The 15760-nt window shown below is 62.9% G+C and carries 17 protein-coding genes; 2 read left to right on the top strand and 15 right to left on the bottom strand.

Annotated features, from left to right (window positions below):
• The first annotated feature begins 93 nt into the window (after window positions 1–93).
• Window positions 94–1098 (top strand): GAF domain-containing protein, encoded by a 1005-nt coding sequence (locus THSYN_RS26870; protein ID WP_100921838.1) that lies wholly within the window; start codon window positions 94–96, stop codon window positions 1096–1098.
• A 487-nt stretch (window positions 1099–1585) separates the two neighbouring features.
• On the opposite strand, the gene typA is transcribed toward THSYN_RS26870, so the two are convergent.
• The 5 genes from typA to THSYN_RS26845 all read right to left on the bottom strand — a co-directional run bounded on the left by typA (window position 1586) and on the right by THSYN_RS26845 (window position 5779).
• Window positions 1586–3409, bottom strand: coding sequence for a translational GTPase TypA (gene typA, locus THSYN_RS26865; protein WP_100921837.1), 1824 nt, complete (start codon window positions 3407–3409; stop codon window positions 1586–1588).
• A gap of 536 nt (window positions 3410–3945) precedes the next feature.
• Entirely contained in the window at window positions 3946–4143 is a 198-nt protein-coding gene (locus THSYN_RS37480) for a PIN domain-containing protein (protein ID WP_100921836.1), read from the bottom strand.
• A 189-nt stretch (window positions 4144–4332) separates the two neighbouring features.
• Window positions 4333–4998 (bottom strand): PD-(D/E)XK nuclease family protein, encoded by a 666-nt coding sequence (locus tag THSYN_RS26855; RefSeq protein WP_100921835.1) that lies wholly within the window; start codon window positions 4996–4998, stop codon window positions 4333–4335.
• A 141-nt stretch (window positions 4999–5139) separates the two neighbouring features.
• A complete protein-coding gene (locus THSYN_RS26850; RefSeq protein ID WP_100921834.1) occupies window positions 5140–5547 on the bottom strand; it encodes a PIN domain-containing protein in 408 nt (135 codons plus the stop codon).
• A gap of 1 nt (window position 5548) precedes the next feature.
• Window positions 5549–5779, bottom strand: a complete 231-nt coding sequence (locus THSYN_RS26845; RefSeq protein WP_100921833.1) for a type II toxin-antitoxin system Phd/YefM family antitoxin — start codon at window positions 5777–5779, stop codon at window positions 5549–5551.
• A gap of 704 nt (window positions 5780–6483) precedes the next feature.
• On the opposite strand from THSYN_RS26845, the gene THSYN_RS26840 reads away from it, so the two are divergent.
• On the top strand, window positions 6484–7377 hold the full coding sequence (locus THSYN_RS26840; RefSeq protein ID WP_100921832.1) for a glycosyltransferase family 2 protein: 894 nt from the start codon (window positions 6484–6486) through the stop codon (window positions 7375–7377).
• Here THSYN_RS26840 and THSYN_RS26835 read toward each other — a convergent pair.
• The 10 genes from THSYN_RS26835 to THSYN_RS34380 all read right to left on the bottom strand — a co-directional run bounded on the left by THSYN_RS26835 (window position 7319) and on the right by THSYN_RS34380 (window position 15736).
• Window positions 7319–8116, bottom strand: a complete 798-nt coding sequence (locus THSYN_RS26835; protein WP_100921831.1) for a cephalosporin hydroxylase family protein — start codon at window positions 8114–8116, stop codon at window positions 7319–7321. The two genes, THSYN_RS26840 and THSYN_RS26835, sit on opposite strands and share 59 nt — an antisense overlap.
• 12 nt (window positions 8117–8128) lie before the next feature.
• Window positions 8129–8800 carry an acetyltransferase gene (locus THSYN_RS26830; protein ID WP_100921830.1) on the bottom strand — a complete coding sequence of 224 codons (672 nt, stop codon included), beginning with the start codon at window positions 8798–8800 and terminating at the stop codon, window positions 8129–8131.
• A complete protein-coding gene (locus THSYN_RS26825; protein ID WP_100921829.1) occupies window positions 8793–9902 on the bottom strand; it encodes a DegT/DnrJ/EryC1/StrS family aminotransferase in 1110 nt (369 codons plus the stop codon). The genes THSYN_RS26830 and THSYN_RS26825 overlap by 8 nt, the downstream gene beginning before the upstream one ends.
• The gene (locus tag THSYN_RS26820; RefSeq protein WP_100921828.1) at window positions 9899–11125 is read right to left on the bottom strand and encodes a class I SAM-dependent methyltransferase; all 1227 of its coding nucleotides are present in this window, start codon (window positions 11123–11125) and stop codon (window positions 9899–9901) included. The genes THSYN_RS26825 and THSYN_RS26820 overlap by 4 nt, the downstream gene beginning before the upstream one ends.
• Window positions 11122–11691: a dTDP-4-dehydrorhamnose 3,5-epimerase family protein gene (locus tag THSYN_RS26815; protein WP_100921827.1), complete on the bottom strand. Its 570-nt coding sequence runs from the start codon at window positions 11689–11691 to the stop codon at window positions 11122–11124. Before THSYN_RS26815 ends, THSYN_RS26820 begins: the two co-directional genes overlap by 4 nt.
• Complete coding sequence (gene rfbG / locus THSYN_RS26810; protein WP_100921826.1) at window positions 11688–12758, bottom strand: CDP-glucose 4,6-dehydratase; 1071 nt, start codon at window positions 12756–12758, stop codon at window positions 11688–11690. Before rfbG ends, THSYN_RS26815 begins: the two co-directional genes overlap by 4 nt.
• Window positions 12759–12982: 224 nt before the next feature.
• Entirely contained in the window at window positions 12983–13756 is a 774-nt protein-coding gene (gene rfbF, locus THSYN_RS26805; protein ID WP_100921825.1) for a glucose-1-phosphate cytidylyltransferase, read from the bottom strand.
• An 11-nt stretch (window positions 13757–13767) separates the two neighbouring features.
• Window positions 13768–14739, bottom strand: a complete 972-nt coding sequence (locus tag THSYN_RS26800) for a hypothetical protein (RefSeq protein ID WP_100921824.1) — start codon at window positions 14737–14739, stop codon at window positions 13768–13770.
• On the bottom strand, window positions 14736–15602 hold the full coding sequence (locus tag THSYN_RS26795) for a glycosyltransferase family 2 protein (protein WP_100921823.1): 867 nt from the start codon (window positions 15600–15602) through the stop codon (window positions 14736–14738). Before THSYN_RS26795 ends, THSYN_RS26800 begins: the two co-directional genes overlap by 4 nt.
• Window positions 15599–15736: a hypothetical protein gene (locus THSYN_RS34380; RefSeq protein ID WP_157817961.1), complete on the bottom strand. Its 138-nt coding sequence runs from the start codon at window positions 15734–15736 to the stop codon at window positions 15599–15601. Before THSYN_RS34380 ends, THSYN_RS26795 begins: the two co-directional genes overlap by 4 nt.
• Window positions 15737–15760 lie beyond the last annotated feature (24 nt).

The following is a 15760-nucleotide window of genomic DNA, read 5'->3' as shown; positions in this document are numbered from 1 at the left end:
TTGGTTAAGAATGCGTAAATTTACGCATATTTACTGGCTTGCGACGGGCGGTCGGCATAACTATGAAGATGATCCTGTCAACCGGAGTTCTTCATGGATACACCCTTGAGCCACACCCCTCCCGGGGCCGATTTGCTGGCACTGCTGCAAATCTCCCGCATCGTCAGCCGTGGGGATGATGCCGAGTCCCGTATCCAGGACATCCTGCGCTATCTGGCTGTGTCCCACCGGCTGGTGCGCGGACGGGTACTGATCGCGGACCCCGACGCGCGGGAGATCTACGTCCGCTACGCCCACGGGCTGACCCCGGTAGAGGTGGGTCGCGGCCGCTACCGCGTCGGGGAGGGGGTGACGGGGCGGGTCTTTGAAACCGGCGTGGCCGTGTTGGTCGCCGACGTGCATCAGGACCCCGGCTTTCTGGCCCGCGTCGAAGACCGGGACGCAATCCCGCCCGAGCCGATCGCCTTTCTTGCCGTGCCCATCGTGCGTGAGCAGTTGCCGATCGGGGTCTTGGCCGCACTGCGCCGCTACGATGAGGAGTGCTCCCCCCAGTCCGATCTCGCCTTGATGGAGATCATCGGGAGCCTCATCGCCCCGGTCCTGTGCGCCTCGGGTCAATCCGAGCCCTGGGTTTGCCCTATGAGCGAGGGTTCCCGGGCCTCCTGTTCCCCGTCCGTCCGGTCCCTCCCGCCCGTCCCTCCCGCCCGGGTCGCCGGGCCCGCCGTCGGCACCGGCCGCGGGGACCTGGATCGCACCAGCAGCGACCTGATGCTGCGCATGGCGCAGCAGCGCCACGGTGAGGGTCGGCTGCACCTGGCGGCCGGCCTGTACCTGAAGGTTGTGGAACAGGAATCCGGGACCGAGCAGGCGCAGGTCGCCGTTTCCAAGCTGATGGAGATCGCCCACTATCACGAAAGTAAGGGTAATGCCCGCCTCGCCGCGGATGTGCTCGAGCGGCTGCAGCGGGTAGTCGACGGCAGCGTTGCGGCCGCCGACCAGCGGTCGGACCCCTGGGGCGACGATGACTCCGGGTTTGGCCCCTGGGATTCCTTCCGCGACTCCAGGGGCTCCGGTGGGATCGGGGCGCGGGTTCGGTAGGGTTACACACCAGTACCGTGAAGCGCGATTCCCGATACCAGTCTATTCTTGCGCCTGCGCAAGCCCCGCAGGGGCGCGTTATACCAGCCCAGGGCACCGCCCTGGGATAGCGTTATTTATTCCGCTTAGCCCTGAAAGGGCGTGACATAAGGCGCCGCGCCGTTATGTCACGCCCTTTCAGGGCTGGGCTCTGCGATACCCCATACCCAGGGCGTTGCCCTGGGCTGGTATGTTCGACCCCGTTGGGGTCGATAGGCAAGATCAGCTGAAACACCAGTACCGCATGATGAAAATGCTCGGGCTATTGACCGCACCGCGTTTGTAGGGTGCGCCGTGGCGCCGACCGAAACCCTGGCCGCCGCGATCAACCGCAGCCTCTCACGGTGCGCACGGCGCACCCTACGCCAATGGTCCGAGCAATTGCGTCAGGTGCTACTGGATCCCCGACTTTCCCAACGGTGTGCCGGGGTTGCCGAGGCGGCCCGGCTCATTCGGCCCGCGGCGCGCGCGCATGGCGCTTGCGCTCGATCTCAGTAAGGAAGCGCTTGCGGATACGGATGGCCCCGGGGGTGATCTCGACCAGTTCGTCGTCCTCGATGAACTCCAGCGCCTGCTCGAGCGTGAAGCGGATGGCCGGGGTGAGGATGATGTTCTCATCCGTCCCCGAGGCGCGGATGTTGGTCAACTGCTTGCCCTTGAGCGGATTCACTACCAGGTCGTTGTCGCGCGAGTGGATACCGATGACCTGGCCCTCGTAGACCTCCATCCCCGGGGAGACCAGCAGGCGGCCGCGGTCCTGCAGGTTGAAGAGCGAGTAGCCCAGCACCTTGCCCTGGCCGTTGGCGATCAGGGCACCGTTGCGCCGCGGCGCGATGCCGCCCTGGTTGGCCGGTCCGTAGTGGTCGAAGTTGTGATACTTCAGCCCGCTGCCGGAGGATAGCGTCATGAACTCGGTCTGAAAGCCGATCAGGCCGCGCGAGGGGATCTCATAATCCAGGCGCACCCGGCCCTGGCCGTCCGGGACCATGTCCTTCAATTCACCCTTGCGCTCCCCCAGGGCCTGCATGATGGCCCCCTGGTACTGATCGTCCACATCGACCGTGAGTTGCTCGTAGGGCTCGCAGATGATGCCGTCGAGCTCGCGGAAGATGACCTCCGGGCGCGACACGGCCAACTCATAGCCCTCGCGGCGCATGGTCTCCAGCAGGATCGACAGGTGCAACTCGCCGCGCCCGGAGACGCGGAACTTTTCCGGGTCCGTGCCTTCCTCGACCCGCAGGGCCACGTTGTGGATCAGTTCGCGCTCCAACCGCTCCTTGAGCTGGCGGGAGGTCAGGTACTTGCCCTCACGCCCGGCGAAGGGGGAGGTGTTGACCTGGAAGGTCATGGTGACCGTCGGCTCGTCCACCGTGAGTTGCGGCATGGCCTCCACATGGTCCGGGTCGCACAGGGTGTCGGAGACGTTGGGCGCCTCGATGCCGGTCAGGGCCACGATATCCCCGGCGGAGGCCGAGGGTACCTCGTAGCGCTCCAGCCCCAGGTAGCCGTAGACCAGGCCGATCTTGGCCTTGTAGCGCACGCCGTCGGGCTTCACCACCACCACCTGCTGGTTGGGCTTCACGCTGCCGTGGCGGATGCGCCCGAGCGCGATGGCACCGACGAAGCTGGAGTAGTCGAGCGTGGAGATCTGCATCTGGAAGGGCGAGTCCGGGTCCACCGGGGGCCGCGGGCAATGTTGGATGATCGCCTCGAAGATCGGGGTCATGTCCCCCTCGTGCACGTCGTCGGTCAGGCCGGCGTAGCCATTGATGGCGGAGGCATAGACGATGGGGAAGTCGAGCTGCTCATCGGTGGCCCCGAGCCGGTCGAACAGCTCGAAGACCTGGTCGATCACCCAGTCGGGCCGGGCGCCCGGCCGGTCGATCTTGTTGATCACCACGATCGGGCGCAGCCCGTGCTGGAAGGCCTTGCTGGTGACGAAGCGGGTCTGCGGCATGGGCCCCTCCTGGGCGTCCACCAGCAGCAGCACCGAGTCCACCATGGACAGCACCCGCTCCACCTCGCCGCCGAAGTCCGCGTGCCCGGGGGTGTCGACGATGTTGATCCGGTAGTCCTTCCAGCGCAGGGCCGTGTTCTTGGACGTGATGGTGATGCCCCGCTCCTTTTCCAGATCGTTGCTGTCCATCACCCGCTCGACCGGTCCGAAGCGCTCCCCCAGGGTGCCCGACTGCTGCAGCAGCTTGTCCACCAGCGTGGTCTTGCCATGGTCGACATGGGCGATGATGGCGATATTGCGAAGGTTTTCGATCACGGGGGATGCTCCGACGGGATGGGCGGGGGGGTGGGCCAGGAGGTGGGTGGTCGCGGCGCTGCCCGGGGGTCCAGGGTTGGTTAGCCCGCCAGTATAAGCGCAAGTGCCGGTCCAAGTCCGACCGTCCGGCGGCGCACGGTCGCGTCGCCCGCCGCAACCGCAGCCGTTGCGACCCCGGAGCCTGCGGTAAGACGGTGTGCCGTAAGACTTTGCGCGAACTGCCAACAGGTCCTGTGGATAAGTCTGTGTGCAACCTTTGGGCAGGGTCGCTAAGGGCGCGTCCTCACTGCCGCTGGAACAGATTGGCCGGAAATTGACCGACTACGATTTATCATTGTTGTTCAGTGGCTTGCATTTTGTCGCCAGGCGCCGTTCGGGTCCCGGGTCCCAAGCCCCTGAGGCCGTTTGTCAAGCCCCTGACCCTGTGCACAAAAACCCGACAGGGCCGCCGCCGCCGCCGCGCCGCCCGGTCGGCGCTCAAGCCGCGGGACGTCTTGAGCAGGTTAATGGCTCGCCGACGATCTCGCGGAAATCGCCTAAAATATGACGGTTGCCAAACCCTGGCGCCGCATGTTCGCCTCCAGGTTGCCGTCGGCCGCGGCGAGACTGCCGGCCCCGATGTCGATCGCCACCGCCAGATGGAGTGAATCGCCGGCTCGCAGTCCGCTGCCTGCCGTCCGTGCCAGGCGCGCGGCCTGCGCGAAGGCACCGCGACTCACCGGTACGAGCCGCAACCCCGTGCTGCTGCAGAACGCCGCGAATTCCTCAGCGATATCCGTCGCGGCCGGGGGGCCGCTCCTACGCCGTAGGAGCGGCCCCCCGGCCGCGACGGGTTGCCGCAAGGGCGCTTGGCCGGACTTATGATCAAGACCCGGGCCGGCTAAAGCCTCGACCTCCATTGTCGGGACTGACGATGCAGGGCGTCAAAGTGCCTCCACATCGATCGAGTCGCCATAGGTCTCGATCCCCAGGCGTTCGGCGACCGGGCGGGCGCGGGCGTCGATCATCGGTGAAATGACGATCAGGCGACTCGCCTGACGTTCGTGGCGTTGCTCGTAGAAGCGCGCCTTGCGCTCGAAGCTGTACATCCCGGCCTTGTCGATGAACGATTTCAGTTCACAGATGATCAGGAGGCCGTTCTTGATGATCACATCGAGTTCGACCTGATCGGGGCGGCCGAACACGACGCCCTCATCATCGTATTCATTGACATTGATGACCTCGATGCCGAAACTCTGCTCCAGAATCCCCGCCAAGGCGTCGCGGAAGGCCTTCTCCGATTGCAGGCCCCAGCGGGAACCGAGGGCGCCGATACCGCGTTCCTGCTTGGCGGCCTGGGCTTTGAGCGCATCGTAGAGTTGCTTGAATTCTTTGCTCATCGCTGCCTGGTTATTATCCCATTTACGGTTCTGATCGTCGCGGTCACGGCGCAACTCGGTCAGCAATTCGTAGAACTGGTCTTGGGTGTCCTTGCGGTTGGCGTATTCTTGCCGCGTGAGGTCCAGAATATAAGCGCGAAGGTCGGGGTCTTGGCGTAACCAGTCGGGCAGTTCGCGTCGGAAGGTGTCTTTCAGGGATTCGGTGGTCATGATCGTCTCTCCGGTGGACATGAATCTTAGCGCAGGTGATCAGCGTCGCAACATCCGGCGATGTCGGTGCGGCCTGATGTCACGCCCCTTCGGGGCTCTCGCTGCTGCGTTGTTGGGAGCCGTTGTCCTGATCATTCCGACTCAAGGCGCGGCGCGGAGCCAGTTCTCGACCGCCAGACCCGGGACGCGGGTGAATTCGGCTTCATTGTCTGTAACGACCACTGCGCCAAAGGCGAGACCCTGCGCAGCGATCCAGTAATCGTTGGCGCCGATCGGAGTGCCCTTACGCTCCAAGTCGGCGCGGATGGTGGCGTAATGCCGGCTAACCCTGGCATCGAGCGGCAGCAACTCGATCCTTGCCACGACGCCGGCCAAACGGGCGGCATTCTTTTCGCGATGCGCACTCTTTTCGATACCGAGTTCGAGTTCGCCAAGCACCACGGGAGAAAGCACCAGGTCGCTCAGCGGGGTGTGCTCAAGTTTGTCGCGCACAGCTGCGACGCCTTTCATGGCGGCGATGAAGGTGTTGGTGTCCATCAGGTAGCGCATTCTAGATCGGCGTGACGGGTTCGGCGGCCAGATCCGCCGGCCGGACCAGGTCGATGTCGTCTTGCTCGGCCCAGAGGGGCCTGAATGGGTCGGCGGCCATGCGTGGGGAATCCGGGACAAGCTGCGCGACGACCCGGCCGCGCCGCATGATCGCGACCGTTTCGCCGGCTTCGACCGCCGCCAAAAGGGCAGAAAATTTTGCTTTTGCTTCTACGACTTGTACGCTGCGCATGATAAATTCCCAAGAATGACCATGTGGTCATGGATAGGGCATCGATACGGTGGGTGCAAGGTTCGATCATCGTCGGGCGCCTGGCGCGAGACATGACCGTTCAGACCCCCGGTCCCGCCGTTTTCCACAAGGGGAGGGGAAACAACATTTTAACGCAACTCGGGATAGGGGCTCAGGTTGCAGCGCCGGTTCACCCGGTCGGGCTGGTTCAGGGACGGTTCCTGCCGATCGTTTGCCAGTCGCTCAACCACGTCCACGCCCTGCATCATAAATATGGTCCTGGTCGCCGACCTCGCGGCGCCAGGCACCGCAGTCGCCTCGTGAGTATCGCTGGAGTGCCCCCGGGGCGGCGAGGGTCTGCGCGAAAATGGCCTTACGCGCGCGCGACGGGGTCGGGTTGTCTTCGCCGAGCCGGCTGCCCTTGGTGGCGGGGATCTGGACCGGGAACCCCGGATACCGCTTGGCAAGGGCTCACCAGGACCACTAGCCACTTCGACCGCCTGCTCTGCGAAGGGCAGTAGCACCAACTCGGCGATCGGGCCGCCGACGCCGTTGCAGCCGGCCTCCAACGCCTGCACACCGCGAAACGCGGCACAGCAAACCAGCCGAAAATCTGCCAAACTCCTCATCGTGGCGCGCCACCCAGAGCGGCACCGCCCCGACGAACCCGGTCCCAAACCCCAGGCCCAAGATCTCAATCAGCCGTGCCCCCCCAGATCAGCATCATCCTCCCGTGCCGCAACGAGGCCGCCGCCCTGCAGGCCCTGCTCCCGCTTATCCGTCAGGTCCTCCCGGAGGCGGAGGTGCTGGTGGTGGATGATGCCTCCACCGACGGGTCCGCGCAGATCGCCGCCGCCCAGGGTGCACGCTGTATCCGCCACCCCTACCAAAAGGGCAACGGCGCCGCCATCAAGACCGGCGCCCGGGCGGCCAGCGGCGAGACCCTGATCTTCATGGACGCCGACGCCCAGCACGACCCGGCGGACCTCCCGCGCCTGCTGGAGCGTTACCGGCAAGGCTTCGACATGGTCGTCGGGGCCCGCCGCGCGGGGTCCCAGGCCAGCCTCGCACGCGGCCTCGCCAACCGCCTCTATAACCGACTCGCCTCTTACATGACCGGCCAGCGGATCGAGGACCTAACCTCCGGCTTGCGCATCGCCCGCGCCGATCTGTTCCGGGAATTCATCTACCTGCTGCCCAACCACTTTTCCTACCCGACGACCATCACCATGGCCTTCTTCCGCGCCGGGTATCATGTGACTTACGTCCCGATCACCGCCGCCAAACGCATCGGCAAGAGCCACCTGCGGCCCCTGCAGGACGGCCTGCGCTTTCTCCTTATTATCTTCAAGATCGGCACTCTGTATTCCCCGCTCAAGCTTTTTCTGCCGGTCTCCATCCTGTTCTTCCTGCTCGGCAGCGGTTATTGGGCCTACACCTACAGCCTCTCGGCACGTCTCTCCATCATGACCGTCTTCATGCTCACCACGGCCGTGGTCGTATTTTTGATCGGGTTGGTATCGGAGCAGATCACCCAGCTCATGTATCGGCCGGCTGACAGCCCACCCGCTTCAAATACCCATCCGGAGCGACGCTGATGAGGAGCTTGTGGTCGATCGCTTTGTCGATCTGAAACTCCGGGTGGGTTTTGAGATACGCCCACACTGCGGTCTTGGGGTTGTCGCCGGGTCCCCAGGGGCGGTCGGGGAACATGTCGGCAGGCAGGTCCTCGATGATGGTGTCGAAGACGACGCAGTAGCTGCCCACCGTGGTCAGGGGGGCGTAGGCTTCCAACTCCGCCAGTACATGAGCGTGGGTATGATTGGAGTCCAGGCAGACGAGGATGCGCTCCTTCCCGGCAGCCTTTGCGTGGACTTGGGCGATGATGTCGGGGTCGACGGACGAGCCCTGCATCATGTCGATCCGGCTGGCCAGCGGATGTGCCTGGATGGCTGCGCGGTTATGGGCGCGGATGTCGATGTCGATGCCAAGCACGGTGCGCCTGGGTTTCGTCGGATCGAGCAGGGTCCCGGTTGCTGCCGCATCGCCATAGTCCAGCAAGGCGAGCAGGGAGGCGCTGAGGACCAGCGAGCCGCCGTGGGCGATGCCGGTCTCGATGATGAGATCGGGCTTGACCTGCCAGATGAGTTCCTGGATGGCGAGGATGTCTTGGGGGTATTGGATAATGGGCCGGCCAAGCCACGCGAAGTGATAGGAGTATTTCCCCCCGTTCGCTAATATAAACCATGTGCTCGAAGCCTGTAAGAGGCGGCTATCGGCTCCTTGGCGAGTAATTTCATCCCGGCATTCAATCTTGAAGTTTTCGTACGGGGACATTTTTTCAACACCTCAGGGACTTTTGCTTACGTTGATTCTTACCATCCGCGCAGGATTGCCGGCGACGACGACTCCCTCGGGGATATTGCGGGTCACAACCGCGCCGGCACCAATGATCGTATCCTTACCGATTACCAGTCGCGGCAATACGACTGCCCCCGCTCCGACCAAGACGTTGTCGCCAACTTCCACGCAGCCACAAAGAGTTGATGCCGGCGCCAAATGTACCCCGTTGCCGAGGACGCATTCATGGTCCGCGGCAGCGCGATGGTTGAGAATACAAGCCTCGCCGACGCAAGCATCCGCTGCGACCAATGCGTGCGCGAGAACCTGAGTACCGTGACCAATCGATGCTGTTCCACACACCGAAGCACTCGGATGTATCAGGGAGGTGACCTGGATTCCGTGATCTCGAAAATGTTGATGTATGACCACCCGCTCTCTCCCTCGTGCGCCGCCGATTGCCGCAATGCCGCGAAACGAATGAGGGGTCGCTTGATCATCGGCCCAGCGTTTCAGTCCTTCAAGACCGAAATATAATGGCACACCGGACAAGGCCGGTTCGGCCTGAGGGTCGTTATCGAACAGGGCGACTACGATTCCACCTCGCAGATTTATTAAAGAAGCAAGCACCTTCGCATGTCCGGCGCTACCCCATAACACATAGCGAGTGATCTCAAGCATCACAAATCTGCTGTAACACCACGATCACCCGCTCCTGCTCTGACTCGCTCATATCATGGAAGCTTGGGAGGTTGATGGCGCGTGCGGGAACAGCAAAGGCGAAGTAATTTCGCGGCTGCTCCTGAAAAAACGGCAAACTTGATAGTGGCTGAAAAAAGACGCGGGCATCGATATTGTCCTTGGCGAACGCAGCCTGTATCCTTTCACGTCCAATGCCGGTCTCTTCATCGAATACAACGGTCGGCATCCATGCCCCATTTATCGTTCCCGCAGGCTCCGGATTCATGTGATGGCCCGGCAGGTTTTTCATACGCTCACGATAATAGGCGAGTATTTGGCGTTTCCGCGCGATCAGTTCCTCGATCCGCTCCATCTGCGCACACCCGATAGCGGCCTGGATATTGGATATCTTGTATTTGAAGCCAACCATGTCGGGCCAGAACTGTTTTGTCTGGCCGCGCGCGCGCCCATGATTACTCAGGGTAAGGACGCGTTCGTAGAGGGCGGCGTCGTTGGTAACAAACATGCCCCCCTCGCCCGTTGTCACTGTCTTGGTCCCATGGAACGAGAAAGCGCCGAAACGACCCATGCTACCTGCGCGCCTGCCGTGATACACGGACCCAATCGCCTCGGCGGCATCCTCGATAATCGCAATCCCGTGCTTCTCGCCGATCGCCAACAGACGGTCCATGTCGCAGAGGTTGCCATATAGGTGGACGGCAACGATTGCTTTCGTGCGGGAGGTAATAGCCGCCTCGGCAAGTTGTGGGTCGATACACCAACTGTCGGGCAGAATATCGATGAACACGGGCGTGGCACCGAGATGCACAATCGGGGCAGCCGTAGCGATCCAGTTGCTGTCGGCAAGGATGATTTCGTCGCCTGGGCCGATACCAAGCGCGGCCATGCCCATATGCAGGGCGCCGGTGCAACTGGAGGTCGCGATGGCGTAATCAACCCCGAGGTGGGTCTTGAACCCGTCTTCAAAGCGGGCAATGTATTCATAGCAGTGATCACCCCAACCGTTGGCGGCGGCATCCGTCGCGTACCGAATCTCCAAATCGGTGATCGAGGGCTTAGTATAGTAGATGCGAGGCTTCATACGTTCTCCAACGTCGGAACCGCCGTCACGAACCGCGCACCCCAGGTACGTGCGTAGGCGAGCTGTTGCATGACCTCGGTCTTCAAATTCCATGGCAATACAAGGATCACGTCAGGCCGGGTGCGACGCAGGCGCTCCTCGCCGGTGATCGGGATCCGGCTGCCCGGCAGGTATTTGCCCTGCTTCGCCGGATTGCGGTCGACCACGAACGGCAGCAGATCCGGCCGCACCCCGGCGTAGTTTAGCAGCGTGTTGCCCTTGGCCGCGGCGCCGTAGCCGGCAACCGTCTTCCCCCGCCGTTTGGCGTCCAGGAGAAAGGCCAGGAAATCATCCTTGACCCGGTCGGTGCGGGTCTGAAAACCCCTGTAATACGAGGCACTCGTCATCCCGACCGCGACTTCCTGATGCAGTAAGGCCGCCACCCGCGGGCTGCATGGTTGCCGGCCGGTCGCCGCGCGCTGGGCAAACACACGCAGGCTGCCGCCGTGGGTGGGGTGCGCTTCGACGTCGAAGACCGCCAACCCGTTGGCGGCAAAGATGCGCCGAACCGCTGTTAGAGACAAGTAAGAAAAGTGCTCGTGGTAGATGGTATCGAACTGGTTCTCGGCGATAAGCCGCAGCAGATGGGGGAACTCGAAGGTGGCGACCCCGCCCGGTTTGAGGAGGAGCGCAACGCCGGCGACGAAATCGTTGATGTCCGGTACGTGGGCCAACACGTTGTTCGCAACCGCGAGATCCGCCTGAAGACCCTGGGCGGCCAGGTCTTGCGCAAGGCGTACCCCGAAGAACTCTGCCACGATCGGGATGCCCTTGGCGCGCGCCGCGGCGGCGGTGTCGGCAGTGGGCTCGACCCCGGTACAGGGGATCCCGCGGGCGAGCACGTATTGCAGCAGGGAGCCATCATTGGCCGCAATCTCGACTACCTGACTGGCGGCGGTCAACTGCAGGCGCATCACCATGTCGTTTACGTAGCGCTCGCAGTGTGCCAACCAGGTCCGGGAAAAGCCGCTGAAATAGGCATAGTCGGTAGAGAATAGCTCGTGCGCCTGGGTGAAGTCTTCGGTCTGCGCCAGCCAGCAGTCCTCGCACACGAGTACCCGCAACGGAAACCATCGCTCCGGTGCCCGCAGCGTGGATTCGGTGAGATAGGCATTGGACGGCGGTGCACTGCCCAAATCCACCAGCGGCAGTTTCAGGTCAGCGCCGCAGTGTCGGCATTTCATACCTCCAACCCGCCGAAAGCTTCGGTCAATAGGGGGTGTGCGGTGTCGCGGGAAGATACCTCAGTCAGGACCTCGGGCCAGTGGATGCCGAGTCGGGGGTCCCGCGGGTTCAGGCCCCCTTCGGCGCTGGGTTGATAGGCTGCGGTATGTAAATACAGCAGCTCACAATCGTCAGTCAGGGTTTGAAAACCGTGGGCGCAGCCCTCCGGGATCAGAATGGTCTGATGATTGTCGGCGCTCAGGATGGCGGCGTGCCAGCGCAGGAAGGTGGTGGAGCCTCTGCGCAGATCCACCGCGACATCGAACACCGCGCCGCGCAGGCAACTGACAAACTTGGTCTCGGTATGGGGTGGATACTGAAAGTGCATTCCGCGCACCGTGCCGCGCCGGTTAGTGAATGAATGATTGACCTGCGCGATACCTCGCCCAGGGATAAGCCCCCGCAGTTCCTCCGCGCAGAACAGGCGCTCCAGATAGCCCCGCCGGTCACCCAAGGGGCGACGCCGGATCAGGTGCAATCCACTGATCGGCGTGTTCAGGATCTCAAAACGGGAGGTCGTCGTCACGGTGAGGCTGCCGCTTCATAGTCGTCAATCTGGCTGAGACAAAAGGCCGTCATGTCCGCGCCCCGCAGCCATGCCCGATACCAGCTGGCGGTCTGCGCCAGGGCTAACGCCAAGGTCCAGCGCGGCGCCCAGCCCAGCACCGAGCGGGCCAGGGTACTATCAAGTCGAAGCAGGCCCGCTTCATGGGGTTGCTCCACGTCTGGACCCGCCTCCGCCCGGGCACCCGCGCCCCACAGCCGGGCCAGCGCCATGGCCACCTCACCCGCGGTCGCATCGCTGCCGGCGTCGGGTCCGAAATTCCAGGCCCGGGCCAAGGGACCGCCGGCTGGTTGGACCAGTTGCTCGGCCAGTCGCAGGTAGCCGGCCAGCGGCTCCAGCACATGCTGCCAGGGACGCACCGAGCCTGGGAAACGCAAGCGGGCCGGCTCCCCCTCTGCAAAGGCGCGAACACAGTCCGGCACCAGTCGGTCGGAAGCCCAGTCGCCCCCACCGATGACGTTGCCGGCGCGGGCGGTAGCGATCCGCGCCGGATGCCCGGCGGTCTCTGAAAAGAAACTTGCCCGGTAACTGGCAGCCACCACCTCCGCCGCCGCCTTGCTGGCACTGTAGGGGTCGTGTCCGCCGAGCGCGTCAACCTCCCGATAGGGGTAGGCCCACTCGCGATTCTGGTAGACCTTGTCGGTGGTAATCAATACCACGGCACGCACCGACTCACATCCTCGAACGGCCTCGAGCACACGGGCCGTACCCAGGACATTGGTAACCAGGGTGCCCAGCGGGTCGCGATAGCTTTCCCGGACCAGCGGCTGAGCGGCCAAGTGAAAGACGACCTGCGGGGCTGCGTTGCTGAACGCCGTCTTGAGCCGGGCCAGATCGGCCAAATCACCACGGATGTCCGATGCCAGCGCCGCACCCACCCGTGCGACCCCGAACAGGTTGGGTTCGGTTGGGGGGGCGAGGCTATAGCCATGCACTTCGGCCCCGAGCCGATTCAACCACAAAGCCAACCAGCCGCCTTTGAAACCGGTGTGGCCGGTGATCAGCACGCTCTTGTTGGTCCAGATCATTTTTCCTGGGTACTTGCAGGTCGGAGTCGGATGCTGGGTGTCCGGTCCCCATCACGCACCTGAAGTATAGCGTTGCTTCGTCGTGTGGAGGGTGATCAGCATGGCGGATATCCCCCTGTGCTTTCCTGAATTCAGGGTTGTGCCTTGTCACGGTCAGGGTAGCCGAAATCAGGTCTGATGTACACTTGCGTGCGAAGCCTAACCATACCGATTCTCATCATCCGCTAACACCAAACCCGCCAAGGTGCCTGGCCTGAATCCCACAGGGCCTCGAGCTGATTCTTGTCGCGCAGGGTGTCCATCGGTTGCCAGAAGCCATGATGCACAAAGGCCATGAGCTGGCCCTGCCGTGCCAGCTCCGTCAGAGGTTCGCCCTCCCAGCTCGATTGGTCATTCTCGATGAGTGTCAGACACCGCGGGGCGAGCACAAAAAACCCGCCGTTGATCAGTCCACCATCACCACGCGGCTTTTCCATGAATCCAGTCACCTGATCCCCTGCCAGTTGCAGGGCACCGTAGCGTCCAGGAGGCAGCACGGCGGTCACTGTCGCCAATCTACCGTGTCCCCGATGGAAGGCGATTTCGCGCGTGATATCGACGTCAGCCACGCCATCTCCGTAAGTGAAGCAGAAGGCGTCCTCGTCCTGCACATAGGGGGCCACGCGTTTGAGTCGGCCGCCCGTCAGCGTGTCCTCGCCGGTATCCACCAGCGTCACATGCCAGGGTTCGGCATGATGCTCATGTACTTGCATGGTATTGTTCCGCATGTCGAAAGTCACGTCCGACATGTGCAGAAAATAATTGGCGAAATACTCTTTGATCAGATAGCCCTTATAGCCGCAGCAGATCACGAAGTCATTCACCCCATGGGCAGCATAGAGCTTCATGATGTGCCACAGGATCGGTTTGCCGCCGATCTCGATCATCGGCTTGGGCCTGAGGTAGGTCTCTTCGGAGATCCGGGTTCCAAGGCCGCCCGCAAGAATGACTGCTTTCATGGTTAGAGTCCTCAGGATTCGCGAGGGGGGGGCTGCGACGCGACGCCGGACGCTGGGCGACCGCAAGTGTGTGGCAGCGTCGCCAGCAGCCAGGCCGCGACATCCGCGGCGAGGATGACGACCCGAAAGCCGGCCAGCAGGGCCGCCAAGGTAACCACGCTGTCGCGTTCCCCCAGGAGATGGGATGCGACCAACTCCGAGACGCCGATTCCCTGGGGGGCGAACAGGGTGACAAATCCGATACCCCAGGAAAAGACATAGATAACAGCGGCTTCAACGTTCGACGCCGCCAGTCTCAGCGCTGGAAACGCATTCAGGAACAGGGCGAAAGCCATACCGGCCCAGCCCCAATAGACAGCCAGCACAGCCGCGTTGATGAGATATTGACGAAGAGACAGCTTTGGTTCAATGGTTATGAATAACGTCTGTGACACCCATGGCGCCGCCAACAGCACGCAGACGCCAAGGACGGCGCATAGCCCGGTCGCGATCGCCCAGGCGCCAGTCACCACGCCGGTGGCGAATACCCCCGCACCACCCAGAAACAACGTGACCCCGGCCAGTGTGAGGGTCTCGATCAGAAGGTAGGCGGCAATGACCCGGTGGTTGACGGCGAGGCGTCGATAGTCGGCGGCGCGGGCGACACTGTGCCAGATTCCGCCCGGCAGGTACTTGGCCGGGAGTCGGACGACGTGAATGCATAAGGCGTCGCGATACCGCAGCGGCTGGCCCCAGCCGCGGAGCGTGCGCAGCGTAAAGAGTGGTGACACGAGATGCAGGCCTAGCCAAATCGACAGTGAGGCCGCCAGCAGGTCGAGCCGCGCATCCACAACGAGCGTCGCCAGCGTCTGGCGTCCGTGCCAGATCGCCCAGAGCAGGGCGATGAGCGCCAGAGGGGTGAAAAGTCGGGACGCCAGGCGTCGCGCCGGCCGCGCACGCTCCGCGAGATTTCTCAGCCGCGCACCCGCCAGGTAGGTCTTCACTGTCGTCCCGACAGGTAACGTACGAACATGGTTGGAATCAGCAGCCCGGCAATGGACAGTCGTCGCGTAAGCGGGTGGGATGATCGCCAGACACCCCGCATGAGTTCATAGGGCAGGCGTACCAGTGGAAAGGCGCGATTGAAGAAACCCCTGGCAAGTCCGAATTCCCGGGTGCGGTAGCGCGCCAATTTGTCCGCGTAACGCCGCTCCTGGCGGAATTCACGACGTTGCCAACGAGCATCCAGCGCATGGAGGAAATCGCCGCGCAGAGCCAGATAGGACAAGATAATAAGGTCGCTTCCCACCGTATTGATGATCGGGCAGTCCCTCAGGTAATCCGTGCGGATGACGCCAAGGATGGGATTCATGTTTCCCCATAGCACGCTGAAGTAGCGTGCCGCGTTATCCATTCCCCGGGTGTCGGTCCACCCCGTTTCCCGTGTCATGGGGTGCCCGTTGGCATCGATCCAGGTCGTACTGCCGAACGCCAGGGCCGCCTGGGGGTGGGATTGCAGCAGGCAAATGCATGCCGACAGGTAGTTCTCCGACCAGCTGTCGTGTCCGGCCGCCCAGATGAAGTAGTCTCCCTGTGCCTGGTCTCGGACAAATGCAAAATTGTCACCCGGCCCGCGGTTCTCAGCGAAGCGGTGATAGCGCATCCAGGGGTAACGCGCGACGAAAGCGCGGGCAATCTCACCCGTATCGTCCGTGGATGCGTTATCTGAAATGATGAGCTCGCGATGGTGGTAGTCCTGGTTCACCAGCGATTCCAATGCTGCCCGGATAAACCCCGCCTCGTTGTAGACGGGCATACCGATAGTGACCAGAGGTTTAGGCTTCATTCTCAAGATCTGCGGGGTCATCCCCGAACACCGTTGCCGGCGTCCTCGATCTGCTCGGCGATGTGCTCGCTGTGCAACCGCGCGAAGCGTCGGGTACCTGGCAGGCGCGCCTGCTCGTTGGCCCGGGCCCCGACATCGACTTCGTAGGTTTGCATGGGTTGCTCCGGTGTGGGTTGGCG

Origin of the sequence: Candidatus Thiodictyon syntrophicum (genome assembly GCF_002813775.1) — a bacterium.
Taxonomy (GTDB): Bacteria; Pseudomonadota; Gammaproteobacteria; order Chromatiales; family Chromatiaceae; genus Thiodictyon; species Thiodictyon syntrophicum.
Note: the sequence above shows the minus strand (reverse complement) of the source record. Positions and strands in the feature narration are given on the sequence as shown.

What these genes read in the sequence shown, in the direction of transcription:
- THSYN_RS26870 (WP_100921838.1), top strand. Translation starts at nt 94, where the DNA reads ATGGATACACCCTTGAGCCACACCCCTCCCGGGGCCGATTTGCTGGCA.
- THSYN_RS26855 (WP_100921835.1), bottom strand. Translation starts at nt 4,998, where the DNA reads ATGACCACCGAATCCCTGAAAGACACCTTCCGACGCGAACTGCCCGAC.
- THSYN_RS26850 (WP_100921834.1), bottom strand. Translation starts at nt 5,547, where the DNA reads ATGCGCTACCTGATGGACACCAACACCTTCATCGCCGCCATGAAAGGC.
- THSYN_RS26845 (WP_100921833.1), bottom strand. Translation starts at nt 5,779, where the DNA reads ATGCGCAGCGTACAAGTCGTAGAAGCAAAAGCAAAATTTTCTGCCCTT.
- THSYN_RS26835 (WP_100921831.1), bottom strand. Translation starts at nt 8,116, where the DNA reads ATGTCCCCGTACGAAAACTTCAAGATTGAATGCCGGGATGAAATTACT.
- THSYN_RS26830 (WP_100921830.1), bottom strand. Translation starts at nt 8,800, where the DNA reads ATGCTTGAGATCACTCGCTATGTGTTATGGGGTAGCGCCGGACATGCG.
- THSYN_RS26825 (WP_100921829.1), bottom strand. Translation starts at nt 9,902, where the DNA reads ATGAAGCCTCGCATCTACTATACTAAGCCCTCGATCACCGATTTGGAG.
- THSYN_RS26820 (WP_100921828.1), bottom strand. Translation starts at nt 11,125, where the DNA reads ATGAAATGCCGACACTGCGGCGCTGACCTGAAACTGCCGCTGGTGGAT.
- rfbG (WP_100921826.1), bottom strand. Translation starts at nt 12,758, where the DNA reads ATGATCTGGACCAACAAGAGCGTGCTGATCACCGGCCACACCGGTTTC.
- rfbF (WP_100921825.1), bottom strand. Translation starts at nt 13,756, where the DNA reads ATGAAAGCAGTCATTCTTGCGGGCGGCCTTGGAACCCGGATCTCCGAA.
- THSYN_RS26795 (WP_100921823.1), bottom strand. Translation starts at nt 15,602, where the DNA reads ATGACCCCGCAGATCTTGAGAATGAAGCCTAAACCTCTGGTCACTATC.
- THSYN_RS34380 (WP_157817961.1), bottom strand. Translation starts at nt 15,736, where the DNA reads ATGCAAACCTACGAAGTCGATGTCGGGGCCCGGGCCAACGAGCAGGCG.